This window comes from Metallosphaera javensis (ex Sakai et al. 2022) (genome assembly GCA_021654415.1).
GTDB classification, from domain to species: domain Archaea; phylum Thermoproteota; class Thermoprotei_A; order Sulfolobales; family Sulfolobaceae; genus Metallosphaera; species Metallosphaera javensis.
Genome location: AP024487.1, coordinates 1,672,900 through 1,690,439 on the forward strand (window position 1 = coordinate 1,672,900; position 17,540 = coordinate 1,690,439).

Below are 17,540 nucleotides of genomic sequence, written 5' to 3' on the forward strand. Positions count from 1 at the left end.
CTGGGGCGTTCCGGCCTCACATGGTCCTCTCCGCCTCGGGTTTCGCCTCACCCTCCCTTTCCTTCACGAGCCTGATCGATATCTCCCCCAGTCCGATTCCCCTGCTCCTCCCTATTCCAAGGAAGGACCCCACCTCGAGGTACTTCACTATCCTCCTCTTGAGGCTACCAGGCACATCAAACTCCATCCATCCCATTACACCCCTGGTCTTCCTCAACCTTCCCTTCTCATCCTCACCTATTATAGCTGTGACTGGATGGAGGTTGTATCCCACAACCCTGGAAAGGGCGTTCACCATCACGGTGAGCTTGAACGTTTTCATGTCATTCTCGTAACCGCTGGTTTTTCCCAGGACAGCGAGATACTGGCGATACGCCGAGGCCACCACGAGCCCCGGGGAGGGAATGAGTGAGAATCCCGCGTTATACCTCCTGTACCTCTCCTGAAGGAAGGGTGGAAGATAGATCTTTGAGGATAGCAGGGTTGGGGTCCTGAACCACACCTTCAGGTTTCCCTCAATGCTGGCCGGAGGGGATTCGTCCAGGATAGTGATCTCCTTGAGTGATACCTGAAACTCCCCATAGGGCGTGCTCACCTTTCCTCCCTCAACGTTTAGTGCCTCCTTGGTGAAGGGAAATGAAACCGAGGCAAACATTCTGACCCCTCCCTTCACCGCCACCGGTTCACCGGTGGAGAACAGCCTCTTACCGTTCACCTCAAGATTGGAGATGAAGAGGGGCTTCTGCTTCTCCCCTGACTTGACCATCTCCTGGAGGAACGGGAGAACCTGATTGGACAGCACCAGGTATTTCACCACCTTGGAGGAGAGAGGAGGTAGCACCACATCGCTCACTGGAGTCACGGTGAAGGTCATTCTGATGAGTTGCATGGAAGATAGAGCTCTTCATGGTATAAAAGGATGAGGTAACCGTGACCTGATTGGAACCCCGGAAACACGTTCGTGAGACTCTCCCGGTTCACACCAGCGTAACTCAAGGTTTATTATTTTTGGTATCCCAGATAATTACATGTCTCAGGATGATGTGGCTTCGCTGGTTCAGACCATGACCCGGAAATACGCGGAAATCATCGCCATCATCTTCTCCAACGACCAGGTGATAGGGGAGATGGAGGAGGCGCTGGAGAGGGTGAACCAGACCCTGGACAGGATTGATGCCCTTCTAGGTGAGCATAGGTTCTACATGGATGAGGTAAACGAGGTCTCAGACGAAATCCAGGAAGCCCCGGACGAAATTCTCAGGAAGTTCAGGGAAGACCTAAGGAACCACATACTGGACCTGGGTTACATAAAGAAGAAGGCGGCGGAGATAGATGAGAAATTTAAGAAACTCTCCCAGAGGAACAGGGAGATATCCAGGGAGACCAAGGAGGTAAGGGCCAGAACCCTGGAGAGCATGATGAGGGCGAGGGATTTCCTCAAGGAGCACGAGCAGGTCTTCGAGTTGCTGGAGAAGGTCAGGGACGGCTCCACGCTGGATCCCAGGGAGGTGGAGAAGCTGAGGGCCATTGAACCGGGGATGGACCCGATCCTTCAGGATCTGAGAAGTTCGAACGAGGGGCTGAGGAAGTTGAGGAACACCTACCAGGAACTTGGGGATAACCTTTACGAGCTTCTCCTGGAGATAGAGGCCTTTAACTCAACGCTGGAGGGAGTGGTGAGGAGGTTCACCCTGAGTAACCTGGTTTCAGGTAAGAGGAGACCAGAGGTGATAGTGAAGGGGGACAGGATACTGGTGGTCATGGAGGTGAGGGGCGTGAAGGAGGAGGACGTCAGCGTGAGCGTTGAGGGAATGATTCTTGTGATCAGGGTTAAGGATAGGGAGATGATGGTGAACCTGCCCGAGAGGGCGAGGCTCACCTCGGTAAAGGTTGTGAACGATACCCTCACCGTGGATCTGAGGAGGGAGGCAGGTGAGCAGGGCGGGCTAGCTTAGGGTGGCCCGGGTGTAGGTGTGAACATGAAAGCCGTGAACCTCGACAGCTTCTTCGACTACCTTCCCAGTCTGGGCGAGGAGGAATATTACCTTTTCTACCTCATTTCCCGGGATCGCGAGGCAAGGAGGGAACTGGGTGTCAACGTGGACAAGGTTCTCTTTCGCGTCGCGGAGAGGGATCCCAGGAGGGCCACCGAGATTCTCAGCGCCATCAGGGGGAGGGCAGAAATCTTCAAGGTGAGGGGAGTGGCGGTGAGGCGGGAATGGGTTAAGATCATGTTTCTGCTGAACCCCGTAAACTTCGTGAGGGCCTCCAGGAAGGTCACAGCCAGGTTCGTGGAGAGCTGTGGGGAAAAGATGGATATAATGAAGCTGTATCATTCGGAGCTTGCAAGAAACGTGGATTTCAGGATATTCATGCTGGATATTGACGTAAGGGAGAGGGAGGTTCTGAGGCAACTGAAGGGCATCAGGGCCAGACTGGTGATCACCACCAGGAGGGGATTCCACGTTCACATGTGGAAGGAGGACGTGGATGAGCCCAGGCGACTCTTCAAGCTTCAGGGAGTTGAGGTCAAGACCAGGGACGCCTTGGAGTATGTGCCCCTTCTGGATCAGGGGAACTTCACTCCCCAGGCATATCAGGTGGAGGACGCATCTGAGGTTGAGTCACTTCTCCAGTGAGGAAAGTCAAGCGAGAGACCTCGCGGAGATGAGAATTTAAACGTGCACCCAAATTTTCCCCTCGTGAAGCTCTTCCGCCTCAATTTCGATGTGGTGCTCACCAGGGGAGATATAACGGAAGTTGAAGCAGATGCCATAGTCAACGCGGCCAACTCTTACCTTTCCCACGGGGGAGGGGTGGCATGGGCAATTGTGAGTAAGGGAGGAGACGTGATCCAGAGGGAGAGCGATCAGTACGTTCTGGAACACGGTCCCGTCCCCGTGGGGGAGGTGGCGGTGACCAGTGCAGGGGCTTTAAGGGCCAGATATGTAATTCACGCCGTGGGACCGAGATATGGGGTTGAGGGCAAGGATAAGCTGTACTCCGCCGTGAGGAGATCGCTGGAGAAGGCAGAGGAGCTGGGGTTGAGGAGCTTGGCACTTCCGGCTATATCCACAGGAATATTCGGTTATCCTCACGAGGATTGTGCCGAGGTGATGGCCCGCGTGTTCCTGGAGTTTAAGCCGAGGAGTTTGAAGAAAGTGATTGTGGTCCTCTACGACGGGAGGGCATACTTAACCTTTGAGGATGTGTTCATGAGGTTGCTGAAATCGCGGGGATCTCACGAGGAAACATGAGCCCATTCGCGACCTGACTGGCTCCGTGAAAGTCTGAGCAGAGATATCAACGCTGATTGATCAGGATGTTCAATCTTTATATTTTCCTTAGCACATAGAGATGATAATGGCTATAATAGTGAGAAAGGTTCATAAGAGGGACGATGGAACCACCGTGTGGATAAGGGTTGGAGACTCGTCCCCAATTATAAAGGACGGCTCCGTGATAGACGGAGGTTTCTTCATCAGGATTGGAGACGACTCAGGGGACAAGATGATCAGGCTCTCGGATCAGGAGGCACTGGACATCGCCTACAGGATAATCGAGGCATATAGGAGACATGTTAGGACCTTCGCTAAGCTTGACGAGCTCTCCTACGAACAGTACAAGAGGACCAAGAGGGCTGAGAACGAAGAGGAGGAGGAGCTCACCCCTGAGATAATGGAGAGGGAGATCATCAATTTTCTCAAGGACCTGGGTGGGGAAAGCACACTGGAGGAAATAAGGAGTGCCCTGGGAGAGGAGTATGCAGCCTACGCTCGAGGTCCCATGAAGGACAAGAGGGTCAAGATTGAGGGAGGGAAGGTGAAACTCCTGAAGGGTGAGTGAATCGCGGAGACAGTGTTCTCCCGGTTTGTGTCCGGATTATGAATTTCACGGGGTAGTTACTCCGTGTCCTGCTTGTCACGCTTCACCAAGTGCCCTTTTTGTGACGCCTCAATCCCGCAAGGGATTTGATGGTCGTGAACCGGACCCCTAACAACATCACAAATTACATAGTCTTCATCCCTATCTGAACTTTTCTGTGTCAAAATGACCACTTGCGAATGATCCCGCACCCCGTGACCCAACTTTAGAACGCACCTCAACTAGTCCACAGCTTCACTAGAACTCCTCCAGTACTGAGTATCTCACTATGGGATCGGCCACACGATAACCGTCATCAACCTTCTCCAGGAATCCGTTTTTAACCAAGTTTTTAAGGTCCCTTGATAGGGTTGTATTGCTCACGGTTCTTCCGGTGGAGGCAACCAGGTAATCCTTTACATTTTTCCACTTTGCCTTCCCCAGGCTGGCCACACACTTCATTATGGGAAGGTAATAGGGACTCTTCATGAACAGTTCCTGCAACTCTTCCCTGATTAACCTGGTGCCCAGCTCCTTCACCTCCTGTATTGCCTCACCGCCCCTCTCCAGGTAAAGCTTTCCGAAATAAACCAGCCAGCCCACAATCCCATCAAGTTCCTCAACAGCCCTCTCAATCAGGGAGTCGCTAACGCTCATCCCCAGCTCCTCGAATCCCCTCCTCAAGAACTCCCTGGATCTCTCCCTGTTGAATGGCTTCAATTCAACCTCAACGTAATATCTTCCGTAGAGCTCTGACCTGGGGTCGTCCGCTCCTAAAAAGTCGTGAAGTAGTCCCACCTCACTCCCGGTTAAAACCAAGTTGATCCCCTTCAAGTGATCGTAAACGTAGGCAAGTATGGGCCTCAACCCGATTGTCGAGAATCTCAGGTACTGTGCCTCATCGAACACGAGCGGAATGCCTCCCTGCTTTAGTCCGATCTCGTTCAGGACTGTTAGGATGTTGTTCAACTCTCTGCCCATTTCTCCAGGCCTCAGGTTCACCTTCACTGGCCACTCCACGCTAAGGTTCAGCCTACTCAGTATGTCCCTGACCTGTTCTTTCCTGCTAATCTTGGTTAATGAGGAGTACAGTTCCTCGACCAGCTTTTGAGCGTGAACCTTCCTAGTGTTGGAATCGAAAATCTTTCTAACATCAACGAAAATGTAATTCAACCTGAGCGAGTTGAGCACTGAGAGGATAAGGCTGGATTTACCAACTCTCCTGAGTCCCGTAAGTACAATCATCCTTTCCCTCAGGTTCTCCCGCAGTTTTCTCGTCTCATCTTCCCTGTCGAAAAGATCGTCAAGCGAACCCTTGGGTTGCGTATCGAAGAGCAAGTTACACCCCTGTAACTTAGTTACACCCCTGTAACTTAAATCTAACTGTCGACCAGTTTGGATTTAGTGAGAACCTGATCTTGAGACCACAGCTTGGTTTAACCGTGTTTTGACGTGATCCTTTCAGATAATCTCCGCGTAGTCCCAGGCCCGCCAAACTGGGAATAACGCCATCCAAGTTAATGTGTGGAGTATTTGAATGAATCACGTCAGGATAAGGCTTGGATGAGCCATGATGTTACGATAGATAAGGCTCGGTTTTCAGAAAATCCACACATATCCAAGCCGTCATAATTGCGACTCGGTTATCTACCAGTGCGTCCGGGTGTATTAACACAGACCGTGAAATAATGAAGAGGTTGAAACCAGATCGCGTGTGCAACGTCTCACAGTAGGTGCTGTGCGGATCTAACCATCTCAACCCGAATAAATTATCTCCGTATTTTCCGTTAAATTCAATCCCATTAGGGAAAGTCTTCACTGACCTTAACGTGTATTGGCTACCCCGCCCCTAGGTTGTCCCAATCTTTATAATACTTGTGGGATATACACTTTCGATCAAGGTGGAAGTCCACGAGGTAATCAGGGACCTGATGGCAACGCTTTCCCGGCTTTCCAGGGAGAAGCTGTTTCTGGGCGTGACCCTCCAGGAGGTTGAGGACTCCACTTCGGTAGAGGTTGAAGGTCCCCTAGAAAGTTGCGAACCCTTCACCTCCTTCTCCTATCTGGATACTTCCTCCCGGTATATGACCGTGAGGGGGGCCAACATATACATGGCCTCCCTTTACGCCAACCTGGAGGGGCAACACATGACTGTGCCCCTTAGCGCTTCCCTCCCCTTCCTTGCGATTAAGGGTTCGAAGGACGTTATGGAGATGATAGAGGGCTCACCGCTCTCCTCCATTGTGAGGACCAGGAACGTCAACGGGGTCCCCTACGATCCAGGTTACAAGGATGACAACATTCTGGACGAGTTGAGGATATACCTTGAGAACAGGGCAATAGAGAGGGCTAGGGTTGCCATAGTGGATGGTCCCGTCTTTCCCGGGCCCTACCTGCCCCTGGTGGGTGAACCATACAGGTCCGCGTTCGAGAAGCTGATCCACGACAGAAAGAGAGATCGCCTGGTGGGAGTGGTGAAGAGGCTCTCCATGTCGAGGAAACTCTCCAGGGTGAAGGACCTGTGGAGAGGGGATGGAGCTCCCACCGATGACGTGCTGACCCTGGAACTGGGAAGGGGGAAACAGGTTTACGTCACTCCCGTGTTGAGGGAGGAATACCAGCTCTCCAGCATTTCACTTCAACGTTACATGGTTTACGTGAAGGTCAGGGATTCAGCCTTCAGAGTGGAGAGTCCCTCCAGGGATCTGCTGTGTCAGGGAGTGGCCACGTCCCTGGCCCACGCGTCATATAGGGGTATACCCGCCTTCATAGAGGCTGCCGACAGGCTCTCAAGGAAGTTGAGCGCATCCACCTTCGTTCTGTCGTTCATCTATGCCAGGGGACAGGTTGATGTCACCTATGACGACTGGAACAGGTTCCAGCAGGCCAACATGGATCTGGAGATGGGGTAGTGAAAAGAGGGAATCCCGTTCACGTTGATCTGGATGCGAACTGTCAACCACGGGGTGAGGCCTCTTCGTGACTCCCAAAGAGTTAAAAATAAAAAATCCCCTTAAATCCCATGAGCCTTGAGGAAGCCAGGAACAGGGCCAGCAGATACGGGGAAGTCGTGGGACTGATCAGCAGGGTCACGCCCATCTCCCACGGGAAGGACAACAATGAAATTCGCGCCGAGATCCCCTATGAGGTTTACCTCAAAAGGAAATTCCTCATTGGAAGTTACGTGGGTATATCCATCCCGGTATCCGGTACCCTCATGCTGGGGAGGATAACCTCAGTTGAGAGGGCAGACATCCTTGCCATTTCCAGGATTCCAGCTCTTTCACCCGTGGAGGACACCTCCGCCATAACCACGCCTCTATCCCTCACCATAGAGCTTCTCTCGGAGAAGGTGGAGGGCGAGGTCGTTCCTCCCAGTTCCCCAGTGGATCCCCAGAGTCCCATCTTCGTTCCTAACACGGAGTTCATAAAGGAGATGCTGGGTTTACCACCTGATGGAATCACCGTAGGGAAACTGGTGGAGGGGTATAAGCTTCTGGACGTTCCAGTGAACCTCACCGGGGAGGCATTGCGACACCACGTCCTCGTGGTGGGGACCACTGGCGCGGGTAAGACCAACCTTCTTCGCCTCCTGATAACCAGGAGCAATATCCCCGTCCTCGCCTTCGATATTCAGGGCGATTACGTGAGGACGATGGCCACGATTGGGGGAACCGTCCTGGTTCCCGTGACCAGGGAGATGGGGAGGGTGACAGATTTCATCTCCCTTTTCTTGAGGAGAAGTAACCTGCAGGACTACAAAATAGCCAGCGTTGATGGGCAGAGGGTTACCCTCACCAACGGGGAGAGGACCTTTTACGTGGAACTGATGGGGTTCAGGTTGAGAGAGACGTACAGGGAGATCCCCGATGTCTCGCCCATCTTCTCGGGACAGGGAGCCTACTTCTTCAAGATGATTGCTGAAAACTGCCTCACGGAGATTGATAACTGGATCGAGGAGTGCAACCCTCTTTTCAGCGAGTTTCACGTACATCAAACCACGGCGGAGAACATTAGAAGGTCAGTGATTATGTTGCAGGAAACGGGAATTCTGGACATCCCCCTGGAGGGGGGATATCTGGGAGAACCTGACTACGAGGACCTTGTGAGGAGGAAGGCCATCGTGGACCTGAGGTGGGTGATGGAGAAGGGAGTGTCCACTGCGACAACGACGGCCTTTCTCGTGGTGGATCGGATATTCAGGTTGATAGATTCCAGGTATAAGAACGAGGGAGTGGAGACGCCCTATCTTCTGGTGTTTGACGAGGCTCATGAGTACTTCCCTCAATCAAGGCGAGATGAGGAAAAGGAGGGGCTGGAAAGGCTAATAAACAGAATATTGAGGCTGGGAAGGGTCAGGGGAATTGGAGCAGTGCTAGCTACTCACAGGCCAACGGACCTCAATGATCTCATCCTTACCCTGACCAACACCAAGATTGCCATGAGGGCAGATGAGGATGCACTGGAGAAGATCGGTATGGAAGAGTACGCCAAGATCCTTCAGGCCTCTCCTCCGGGTTACGCGGTTATGAGAACCTTCTCCCTCAAGGTACAGGATCTGGTGTTCAGAACTGACAAGTATCAGTGATGGGCAACGGTGAGACCACAGCAAAAAAGCATGGAGGCCTGACGCCTGTCGTGGTGATTGGTGCTTTGTGTGGTTTTTAACAGTGTTCTGTGAATAGTGTCCACGCCACTATAAAAGCAATCAAAACTACTAATGCATCTCCCTACCGCGGATCCCGTGCTAAATCAGGCGGGAATTATCCTGAGCACCTCGCTGAGGGAAGTTATCACGAAAACGCTACCCAGGAACATGTACATGTGAGAGGGCTTCATACCGTTGGCCAGCCTGGCGAAGAAGTAGCCAGAGATAAGCGCGGTGATCCCTATCACCAGTGAAGCAAGGAGGTTCACCCTATCCGCGAGGGAATATGCCAGTCCACCGCTCAATGCAGATAATAACATGGCCAGCGTTGCAGTCCCTATCATTTTCTTCACGTCCATGGAGAAAAGTATCATCATCACTGCAATGAACATGATTCCCCCACTGGCTCCCAGCGTTCCTGTCACGACTCCTATGATCACGCTCATGACAGGAGCCAGTACGTAGCCCCAGAGTCCCAGATTCCTTCTTCTGATCTTCAGGGACGGATTTCTGGATCTCCGGAAGGAGATGTAGGCCATCACTGCGGTGAAGACCGTGAAGGTTCCCTCCAGCAATTTATCTGGAGTGATGAAGGCAATCCTTGATCCAAGCTGGGCTCCCAGGATTGCCCCAACACCCATCAACAGGGAGGTCCTGAGGTCCACGTTCCCGTGCCTGAAATAAACGAATATGACTGAGAGTGTGGTGATTATGTCGACCCAGAGGCTTGAGCCTACGGAATCAACAAAGCTCAACCCAAGGTAGGACAGGGCAGGTACTACGATCAGGACGCCACTTGATCCCGTAATTCCCGTCAACGCACCAACGGCAATTCCAACGAGTACGAGGATTAATATCGATATCATGATAACCATCTAACAAACTAAACGGATTAATATTCCTAGTGATCCAGGTAGCGTCTCGAGTGTCGCGAAAGCATGAACTACTCCGCCCTCAAGGATGAAGTGCTTGCAGGTTAAGACTCCCAAAGAGTTAAAACATGAAGGGAGGAGAGTAACTCATGGAACTCGCTGAACTGCTCCTCACCTCCACTCACGGGATCGCCTTCACCGGTGCTGGGATAAGTACTCCCTCCGGAATACCTGACTTCAGGGGTCCCCAGGGCCTATGGAAGAAATATCCGCAGGAACTCTCCTCCGCCTCTTACCTTAAAAGCGACCCCAGGGGGTTCTGGGAGTTCTACGCCTTCAGGTTAAGGGCCATGGACTCGGTCTCCCCTAACCCTGCCCATTACGCGCTGGCGGAGCTGGAGAGGATGGGCCTCATCAAGTACGTGATCACGCAGAACATAGACGGACTTCATCAGGATGCCGGTTCAAGGAACGTGATAGAGCTTCACGGTACCTCCCGGAGATTCTACTGTGAGGAGTGCGGGAGGCAATTTGAGAGACGGGAGGTTCTGGAGAAGGTACAGGGTGGAGAGTTACCACCCCGTTGCCAGTGCGGGGGACTCATAAGGCCCGCAGTGGTGCTCTTTGACGAGCCAGTACACCGGATAGGGGAGGCCCTAGCAATCGCTCAGGAGTCAGACCTGGTTCTAGTGGTTGGATCTTCCCTGACGGTTTACCCCGCGAACCTGATTCCACAGGTGGTGAAGGAGAACGGTGGGAGGCTTGTAATCATAAACATGGTGGAGACTCCCCTAGATCACGTGGCGGATCTGGTCATTAGGGAGAGGGTGGAGGAGGTCCTTCCCAAAACTGTGAAAAGAGTCAAGGAGATTGTGGGATTAAGCAATTGAGAGGTTTCACCGTTCACTCCGAACGCTAGTACTTAGGTAAAGTTTTTATCTTGGTATTACTAATATAGAATGTGGAGGAATTAGAGAAGGCTTACAGGGAGGAAAAGAATGCTAGGATAAGGCAGAGAATACTGGGGGTGAAGATGTACCTCGTGGACGGGTTCAGGGAGTACAGGGTGGCCGAGGTCCTCGGGGTTTCGTACTCAACGGTGAAGAAGTGGGTCGCGAAGTACAAGAGGGGAGGGGTCGGAGCGTTGAGGGATAGGCCAAGGTCGGGTAGGCCCAGGAAGTACTCCAGCGAGGAGGTGAAGAAGGTGCTGGAGACAAGTCCCAGGGAGCTGGGATACAACCTGGAGGGGTGGACCATGAGGGCGCTGAACGCTGAGCTGAGGAAGAGGGGGATAGTTTACAATAGGTATCACCTTTACAGGGTAGTGCACCAGCTGGGGTACGGTTTCGTGACGCCCAGGCCGGTGAACGCCAGGGCCGAGGTGGAGAAGCACCGCGATTTTAAAAAAAGTGAAGGAACTGATGGGACGCAGGATAGCGTTCTTCGATGAGACAAGGGTGGTGGTGGGCACCACGGTGAGGAGGTGCCTCGCCAGGAGGGGTTCCAGGCCCAGGATCAGGGTGAACCTGGGCTTCCAGCACTTCTACGTCTTCCTCGCCCTTGACGCCATTTCAAGGAAGGTGCTGTACGCCCTCTACAACTCCCTCTCCAGCAAGAACATGAAGAGCTTCGTTTACAGGATGGAGAGGAAGTGGGGCAGGGAGACCAAGTACCTCGTCCTTGACAACCACTCCTCCCACAAGACGGGGGCTATCCTGGACCTGTTCAGGAGAAGGGGAGTGAGACCCGTTTTCACCCCAAAGTACTCGCCAGAGCTAAACCCTGTGGAGAGGATCTTCAAGGACCTGAAGTTCCACCTTGCGAACAGGTTCTTCAACAACGTGGAAGAGGCAAGGGAGGAGGTGAGGAGGTTCTTCGAGGAACATCACGATCAGTTTAATCTTGATGTGGTCCAATATCTGGATTTAGATGAAATAGAGGTAGAAAACAATGGATAAAAACTTCCACAAAGTACTAGCGGAGTTTTCTTTGGTTCATTTTCCTTCCCTAACTAATCCTGACCGGTTCTTGCGCTTTAAAAACTCGATCTAAAAGATATATCGAAAAGTTTAATTCGCGCAAAAACATTTTCTTGTCATGAATCCCAGGGGAGTTACAAGAACTCTTCTCTCCCTCACCCTCATGTTGATGCTAGTGAACTATGTGGAGACCATGGTCATACCAGCGTTACCCAAGATAGAGGATCAATTCTCCACCACAGCGACGACAGTTGCGTGGGTAACCTCGGCCTATCTCATCGTTGGGGCTGTGGCGTCTCCCATTTTCGGCAAACTAGGAGATAGGTACGGTAAGAAGAAGGTTTACCTCATCTCCATTGGGTTCTATTCGCTTGCGGTTCTCATGGCCGGTTTCTCACCCAACATCTACTTCCTTATCTTCTCAAGGGGAGTTCAGGGTATAGGTTACTCCACCTTTCCTCTGGCAATAGCCATAATCACTGACCTCTTTCCCAAGGAGAGGGTTGCATGGGCTCAGGGAATCCTCAGCGCGACGCTGGCCGCAGGTCCTGCCCTGGGCCTTCTTGTGGGTTCATACATAGTTCAGGATCTGGGATGGCCCTACGCCTTTCACACAGCTTTCATCCTATCCGTGATCCTTCTTGCCATCTCGGCCAAGTTCATCGTGGAGATTCCTGAGAAAACTAGGGAGAAGATAGACTACCTAGGTGCAACCTTTCTCATGCTCACTGTGGTGCCCCTTCTGGTTTACCTGTCCAACGGCCCAAACGTAGGATGGACGACCCTGAGCCAGATTTCCCTGATTGTGGTGTCAGTGGTGGCTTTCCCCATTTTTGTGATGGTTGAAAGGAGGACCTCTGAACCGTTAATGAGGCTTGACCTCTTTAAGGTGAGGAATCTCATGGTAGCGAACGTGGCCGGCCTCATCTCAGGCACAGGAATGTTCCTGATGTTTACGGGACTGGTTTACTATCTCCAGTTACCTCAACCCTACGGACTGGGCCTGACCATAATTGAATCTGGCCTTCTCATGGCGCCTGTGGCCCTGGTCATGATGACCCTGGGCCCCGTTGTGGGCAGGGCAATTAACGTAATAGGTCCCAAACCCCTTCTCGTGGTAGGGTCCCTGGTTAGCATGCTTGGATACTTCTTACTGGACACCTTCAGATACAATGAGTATGAGGTGCTGTTTGACGTGATCGTGGCCGCAGCGGGGCTGGTAAACTTGATAATTCCGCTGGTTAACATGGTCGCTGTAGCTCTACCTGAGGAGCAGAGGGGAATAGGAATAGGAATGAATACCCTGATCAGGACCATTGGGAGCGCCATAGGGCCAGTGATATCCACTGTTTTCATGGATACCTACACTACCTGGTTGTTGTATGATGTGAATGGTCAGTTCTTCCCGGTGGCACAGGTACCGGATTACTCGGCCTTTCACTACATGTACATGGTTGCCATAGTCCTCATGTTCTTCAGCCTGATAGCGTCTCTCTTCACGAAGAACTACGTCATAAAGGCTAGACAGGAGGTGAAGAAGGAGGCCATTGAGGCCAGACACCCAGGATGATTTTTCACGTCCTTGGGGATTCTCAAGGTCAGGAACTTTTCAATAGTGAAAATTGATTCTTTCATTTCTTGCAAGCACAGACTTCCCCAGTCTCGTGTTAGACCTTCCCGTAGCAATGGACTTGCACTTCCACAGCAAGTACAGGACCTCATTGCCTGCTTTTAACTTCCTTTAATCCCAGGGACACCTCCTCCAGTTCCTTCCTTTTAGTCTCCCTCAACAGGAGGGCCATCCCGAGGGCTATTGCGGAGGTTACCGAGAACACCAGAAGTGAACTGGACAGCCCGAGGGCCTTGACCATGCTCGGGAAGAAAACCACCCCCAGGACCGCTCCCATCCTGCTCACCGCAGTTGCGAATCCCTGAGCGGAGGACCTCACAGGGGTAGGGAAAACCTCAGCTGGATAGAAGAGCGTTACAGCCCCTGCCCACTGCTCCATGGCCACGAACACCGCAAAATAGGGTACGAGAGCGACCCCGGTTATCTTGAGAAGGCCTCCTGCGCCAAGGAGCAGGGCCATTACCCCCAATCCAGTCAGGAGGACCGCCCTCCTTCCCATGGAATCAATGGCTACCTCTGCAAGGACGTACCCAATAATTGCCCCAACTGCAATTATCATGGTGGCGTAAATTACCTCGTAGTTGGAGGGAAGCGAGAATTCCCTGAAAATGGCGGGGTAATACAGTCCTATGCCGTAGGATGCCACATCAAACAGGAACCAGATGGTTGAGACTAGGAGGAGGTAGGGAAGTAACTTAATTCTGAACAGGTCCAGGAACCCCCTCACTCCCTTGTTCTCCTCCTCCTGCGTTGGCATACCCTCACCGCTCAGCTTACCCTTACTTATTAACCACCTGGGAGACTCAGGAAGGGAGAACCTGGCCACTATCACTGGGATGGAGAGAAGCGCACCAAACGCGAAGGAATACCTCCAGAAGTATCCCCCTGTGGGGAGAAACACCAGGTTAACCACCGCGGAGAGCAGGGTACCCACCCAGTACATGGAGACCGCCCCTACCAGATACCTTCCCCGGGACTTTGAGGGTGAGTACTCTGCCATGAGGGAACTGCTCAGGGGATAATCTCCACCAATACCAACGCCTAGCAGTAACCTGGAGAGGAATAGCTCTAGGAAGTTCTGTGAAAGCGCAGAGGTAATGGCGAAAACCGTGAAGATGGCCAGGTCAAATCCCATGAGCTTCTTCCTCCCCATCCTGTCAGAGAGAAGTCCCAGTAGCACTGAACCTACTATCATTCCCATGAGGGATGCTGAGCTCACCAACCCCTCCTGCAGTGGATTCAGATGGAGTTCCTTGGGGAGGAAAAGAAGCGCAAAGGATATCACGGATAGATCGTATCCGTCCAGAAGAAATCCTGCGGAGGAAACGAAGAAGGATTTTAGCTTTCCGGGAGGACTAGACACACTCTTCTCTTTCAGTCCACCCTTAAATGCTTTCAGGGATGAGGATAGAGAATTCGTCAAGACGAGTTTAGTGGGGTGAGTGGAGGTTCATCGTTAAGTGGCCAAGCTGGGCTGGACTGGGGAGTTTTTAAGAGTCACAACCCATTCGTAAAAGGTCCAGACAGGAGAGCAAGGTCATCGACTTTCCAAGACTTTGAGGTAACTAACACAGTACGTCGCTTTCCCCAATCGCATCTGCCTCAAGGATCCCAGTACTCTCTGGCCCTCTCCTTCAATTTCATTGCTATTTCAAGGAGCTTCCTGTACTCCCTTCGGTTCAGTATATCCTCCACCATCTCTAGATCCACCTCTGAATATTCGTTAGTACTTAGGTAAAGTTTTTATCTTGGTATTACTAATATAGAATGTGGAGGAATTAGAGAAGGCTTACAGGGAGGAAAAGAATGCTAGGATAAGGCAGAGAATACTGGGGGTGAAGATGTACCTCGTGGACGGGTTCAGGGAGTACAGGGTGGCCGAGGTCCTCGGGGTTTCGTACTCAACGGTGAAGAAGTGGGTCGCGAAGTACAAGAGGGGAGGGGTCGGAGCGTTGAGGGATAGGCCAAGGTCGGGTAGGCCCAGGAAGTACTCCAGCGAGGAGGTGAAGAAGGTGCTGGAGACAAGTCCCAGGGAGCTGGGATACAACCTGGAGGGGTGGACCATGAGGGCGCTGAACGCTGAGCTGAGGAAGAGGGGGATAGTTTACAATAGGTATCACCTTTACAGGGTAGTGCACCAGCTGGGGTACGGTTTCGTGACGCCCAGGCCGGTGAACGCCAGGGCCGAGGTGGAGAAGCACCGCGATTTTAAAAAAAGTGAAGGAACTGATGGGACGCAGGATAGCGTTCTTCGATGAGACAAGGGTGGTGGTGGGCACCACGGTGAGGAGGTGCCTCGCCAGGAGGGGTTCCAGGCCCAGGATCAGGGTGAACCTGGGCTTCCAGCACTTCTACGTCTTCCTCGCCCTTGACGCCATTTCAAGGAAGGTGCTGTACACCCTCTACAACTCCCTCTCCAGCAAGAACATGAAGAGCTTCGTTTACAGGATGGAGAGGAAGTGGGGCAGGGAGACCAAGTACCTCGTCCTTGACAACCACTCCTCCCACAAGACGGGGGCTATCCTGGACCTGTTCAGGAGAAGGGGAGTGAGACCCGTTTTCACCCCAAAGTACTCGCCAGAGCTAAACCCTGTGGAGAGGATCTTCAAGGACCTGAAGTTCCACCTTGCGAACAGGTTCTTCAACAACGTGGAAGAGGCAAGGGAGGAGGTGAGGAGGTTCTTCGAGGAACATCACGATCAGTTTAATCTTGATGTGGTCCAATATCTGGATTTAGATGAAATAGAGGTAGAAAACAATGGATAAAAACTTCCACAAAGTACTAGTGAATCACAATGTTCCTAAAACCTATGACCTTGTTCATGAAATCCACGTCTTCCTCGTCAATAAGTCCCCTCTCCCAACTTTCTTGTAATGTTTTTGTAGCCTTGCGCGCTATCCCCCATGTTGGAGAGAAGCCTTGATCCAAGGTGAATGAGAGCTTGAGCCTGCAACTGAAGAGAATGAAGGGCTACCATTTGATCCCTCCAATCACTCAGGTCGTAATCCCCGGATGTGAACTGATCCGGCCTGCCCGTTATATCCTCCAGGACTTTCAACAACTTGTCTAGGACCGCCATCTCCTCATTATCGCCCTTCCCGCATTGTCTATTATGTCCAGCTTCCTCATGTCTATGAGGAAGTCCTCACAGATGGATGCCCTCCTGTGCATTCTGTCGTAATCCTCGAGATAAAGGATTAAGGAGTCGCTGAAGACCTCGTGAACCAGAAAGCAGTCGGTGCTGTCTGATATCATGACGAGGTCAACCCTCTCGAGGTCCAGGTACTCCATCAAGGAGGTGAGAAGGGATGAGTAGGCCTCCAAACTCTTCCTCTTGAATTCCACCGCTATATCCAGATCCCTTCCCCTGCCCTTCCTGGCGAGTGACCCAAAGAGAACTGCATAATACACGTTGAAGTCCTTCCAGTTAAAGGCCCTGAGCCTCCCCAGATATTGTGAAAGTTCAAGTAAGTCTGGCACATGTAAATTAAGCACTGGTCGCTTATTAGCTCTGCTTTTGCCTTCCTAACTTAACGCCGGGGAGCCATTTACGCATGGACTTGCCCAAGTTGAAGCAAGCTTAAATACTTTACTTGGTAAAGTTAATTTATGCTTAGAAAAGTCTCGTATATGTTAGAGGGTAAGGAAACCAGGGATGGGGCTGGAGTCAAGCTGTACAGAGTTTTCGGCGGACCTCATACCTATTCCTTGACCGATCCGTTTCTTCTCCTGGACTTCTTCGGCTCAGATAACGTGGAGGATTACATAGCGGGGTTTCCGTGGCATCCACACAGGGGTATTGAGACCCTAACCTATCTCATCCAGGGAAAGGTGGAACACGAGGACAGCACTGGAGGGAAGGGGGTTCTTTACCCCGGGGACGCACAGTGGATGACCGCAGGTAGCGGGATATTCCATCAGGAAATGCCCAAGCCCTTGAGCGAGGAGGATGTACTTCACGCCACGGTACTGAATACCATGAATAAGGGGCTTCAGTTATGGATCAACCTGCCAAGGAACATGAAGATGACTGACCCCGTGTATAGGGATGCTAGGAGAGGTGATATACCTGAGGTTAAGATAGATGGCGGAAGGGTCAAGATTATCACGGGGGAATACGACGGAGTTGAGGGTCCCGTGAGAGTCACCAGCCCGGTTGATCCAACCTACTATGAGGTGAAACTGGAGCCTGAGAAGGAGTTCAGGGCAAGTGTGAAGAGGGGTTACACCGTGCTGGCCTTCGTTGTGGAGGGAAGTGCAAAGATGGACGATAATGTGACTCTGTCGGAGGGTCATCTGGCGATCTACGACGACGGTGATGAGCTCCAGATAACCACGAAGAAGGGGGCCCACGTCATAGTCCTGTCCGGGAGGCCCATCAATGAACCCATAGCCTGGTATGGTCCCATAGTGATGAATACCGAGGAGGAGTTAACCCAGGCCCTGCTTGATCTGAGAAGAGGTACCTTCGTGAGGAAGGCCCCCATCACCCAGTGAAATTATCCCGAAGAGTCCTGGCAGTAATAGGGGCATCTGCCTCGTCGTT

19 protein-coding genes are annotated in these 17,540 nt (G+C 52.1%); 13 read left to right on the top strand and 6 right to left on the bottom strand.

Annotation, left to right across the window (positions count from 1 at the left end; all coding sequences use genetic code 11):
* Positions 1-16: 16 nt before the first annotated feature.
* On the bottom strand, positions 17-889 hold the full coding sequence (cas6, locus tag QVC96_RS09505) for a CRISPR system precrRNA processing endoribonuclease RAMP protein Cas6 (RefSeq protein ID WP_287689068.1): 873 nt from the start codon (positions 887-889) through the stop codon (positions 17-19).
* Positions 890-1,028: 139 nt separating this feature from the next.
* On the opposite strand from cas6, the gene QVC96_RS09510 reads away from it, so the two are divergent.
* The 4 genes from QVC96_RS09510 to QVC96_RS09525 all read left to right on the top strand — a co-directional run bounded on the left by QVC96_RS09510 (position 1,029) and on the right by QVC96_RS09525 (position 3,846).
* Complete coding sequence (locus tag QVC96_RS09510) at positions 1,029-1,955, top strand: Hsp20/alpha crystallin family protein (RefSeq protein WP_287689069.1); 927 nt, start codon at positions 1,029-1,031, stop codon at positions 1,953-1,955.
* A gap of 24 nt (positions 1,956-1,979) precedes the next feature.
* Positions 1,980-2,639 (top strand): hypothetical protein, encoded by a 660-nt coding sequence (locus tag QVC96_RS09515; RefSeq protein WP_287689070.1) that lies wholly within the window; start codon positions 1,980-1,982, stop codon positions 2,637-2,639.
* Between the two features lie 63 nt (positions 2,640-2,702).
* A complete protein-coding gene (locus tag QVC96_RS09520) occupies positions 2,703-3,257 on the top strand; it encodes an ADP-ribose-binding protein (protein ID WP_287689071.1) in 555 nt (184 codons plus the stop codon).
* Positions 3,258-3,363: 106 nt separating this feature from the next.
* Positions 3,364-3,846, top strand: coding sequence for a hypothetical protein (locus QVC96_RS09525; protein ID WP_238026804.1), 483 nt, complete (start codon positions 3,364-3,366; stop codon positions 3,844-3,846).
* A 276-nt stretch (positions 3,847-4,122) separates the two neighbouring features.
* On the opposite strand, the gene QVC96_RS09530 is transcribed toward QVC96_RS09525, so the two are convergent.
* Positions 4,123-5,202, bottom strand: a complete 1,080-nt coding sequence (locus tag QVC96_RS09530) for an AAA family ATPase (RefSeq protein ID WP_287689072.1) — start codon at positions 5,200-5,202, stop codon at positions 4,123-4,125.
* Between the two features lie 563 nt (positions 5,203-5,765).
* Between QVC96_RS09530 and QVC96_RS09535 the strand changes: the two genes are divergently transcribed.
* Both QVC96_RS09535 and QVC96_RS09540 read left to right on the top strand, forming a co-directional pair.
* The gene (locus QVC96_RS09535; RefSeq protein ID WP_287689073.1) at positions 5,766-6,776 is read left to right on the top strand and encodes a DNA double-strand break repair nuclease NurA; all 1,011 of its coding nucleotides are present in this window, start codon (positions 5,766-5,768) and stop codon (positions 6,774-6,776) included.
* Between the two features lie 110 nt (positions 6,777-6,886).
* Positions 6,887-8,452 carry an ATP-binding protein gene (locus QVC96_RS09540; protein ID WP_238026802.1) on the top strand — a complete coding sequence of 522 codons (1,566 nt, stop codon included), beginning with the start codon at positions 6,887-6,889 and terminating at the stop codon, positions 8,450-8,452.
* Positions 8,453-8,616: 164 nt separating this feature from the next.
* On the opposite strand, the gene QVC96_RS09545 is transcribed toward QVC96_RS09540, so the two are convergent.
* Positions 8,617-9,378, bottom strand: coding sequence for a sulfite exporter TauE/SafE family protein (locus QVC96_RS09545; protein ID WP_238026801.1), 762 nt, complete (start codon positions 9,376-9,378; stop codon positions 8,617-8,619).
* 155 nt (positions 9,379-9,533) lie between these two features.
* On the opposite strand from QVC96_RS09545, the gene cobB reads away from it, so the two are divergent.
* The 4 genes from cobB to QVC96_RS09565 all read left to right on the top strand — a co-directional run bounded on the left by cobB (position 9,534) and on the right by QVC96_RS09565 (position 12,933).
* The gene (cobB, locus tag QVC96_RS09550; protein ID WP_287689074.1) at positions 9,534-10,274 is read left to right on the top strand and encodes an NAD-dependent protein deacetylase; all 741 of its coding nucleotides are present in this window, start codon (positions 9,534-9,536) and stop codon (positions 10,272-10,274) included.
* A 71-nt stretch (positions 10,275-10,345) separates the two neighbouring features.
* A complete protein-coding gene (locus tag QVC96_RS09555) occupies positions 10,346-10,834 on the top strand; it encodes a helix-turn-helix domain-containing protein (protein WP_238027283.1) in 489 nt (162 codons plus the stop codon).
* Positions 10,806-11,342 carry an IS630 family transposase gene (locus QVC96_RS09560; RefSeq protein ID WP_287688805.1) on the top strand — a complete coding sequence of 179 codons (537 nt, stop codon included), beginning with the start codon at positions 10,806-10,808 and terminating at the stop codon, positions 11,340-11,342. Before QVC96_RS09555 ends, QVC96_RS09560 begins: the two co-directional genes overlap by 29 nt.
* A 139-nt stretch (positions 11,343-11,481) precedes the next feature.
* On the top strand, positions 11,482-12,933 hold the full coding sequence (locus tag QVC96_RS09565; RefSeq protein ID WP_238026799.1) for an MFS transporter: 1,452 nt from the start codon (positions 11,482-11,484) through the stop codon (positions 12,931-12,933).
* Between the two features lie 148 nt (positions 12,934-13,081).
* Here QVC96_RS09565 and QVC96_RS09570 read toward each other — a convergent pair whose 3' ends face one another.
* The gene (locus tag QVC96_RS09570; RefSeq protein ID WP_287689075.1) at positions 13,082-14,356 is read right to left on the bottom strand and encodes an MFS transporter; all 1,275 of its coding nucleotides are present in this window, start codon (positions 14,354-14,356) and stop codon (positions 13,082-13,084) included.
* 406 nt (positions 14,357-14,762) lie between these two features.
* Here QVC96_RS09570 and QVC96_RS09575 point away from each other — a divergent pair, with 406 nt between their 5' ends.
* Together QVC96_RS09575 and QVC96_RS09580 are read left to right on the top strand one after the other, a co-directional pair.
* Complete coding sequence (locus tag QVC96_RS09575) at positions 14,763-15,251, top strand: helix-turn-helix domain-containing protein (protein ID WP_238027283.1); 489 nt, start codon at positions 14,763-14,765, stop codon at positions 15,249-15,251.
* Positions 15,223-15,759, top strand: coding sequence for an IS630 family transposase (locus QVC96_RS09580; RefSeq protein WP_287688834.1), 537 nt, complete (start codon positions 15,223-15,225; stop codon positions 15,757-15,759). Before QVC96_RS09575 ends, QVC96_RS09580 begins: the two co-directional genes overlap by 29 nt.
* Before the next feature lie 77 nt (positions 15,760-15,836).
* Here QVC96_RS09580 and QVC96_RS09585 read toward each other — a convergent pair whose 3' ends face one another.
* On the bottom strand, positions 15,837-16,073 hold the full coding sequence (locus tag QVC96_RS09585; protein ID WP_287689076.1) for a hypothetical protein: 237 nt from the start codon (positions 16,071-16,073) through the stop codon (positions 15,837-15,839).
* Positions 16,061-16,474: a nucleotidyltransferase domain-containing protein gene (locus tag QVC96_RS09590; protein WP_287689077.1), complete on the bottom strand. Its 414-nt coding sequence runs from the start codon at positions 16,472-16,474 to the stop codon at positions 16,061-16,063. The genes QVC96_RS09585 and QVC96_RS09590 overlap by 13 nt, the downstream gene beginning before the upstream one ends.
* A 129-nt stretch (positions 16,475-16,603) precedes the next feature.
* Here QVC96_RS09590 and QVC96_RS09595 point away from each other — a divergent pair, with 129 nt between their 5' ends.
* Positions 16,604-17,491 carry a pirin family protein gene (locus QVC96_RS09595; protein ID WP_287689078.1) on the top strand — a complete coding sequence of 296 codons (888 nt, stop codon included), beginning with the start codon at positions 16,604-16,606 and terminating at the stop codon, positions 17,489-17,491.
* Positions 17,492-17,540: the final 49 nt, after the last annotated feature.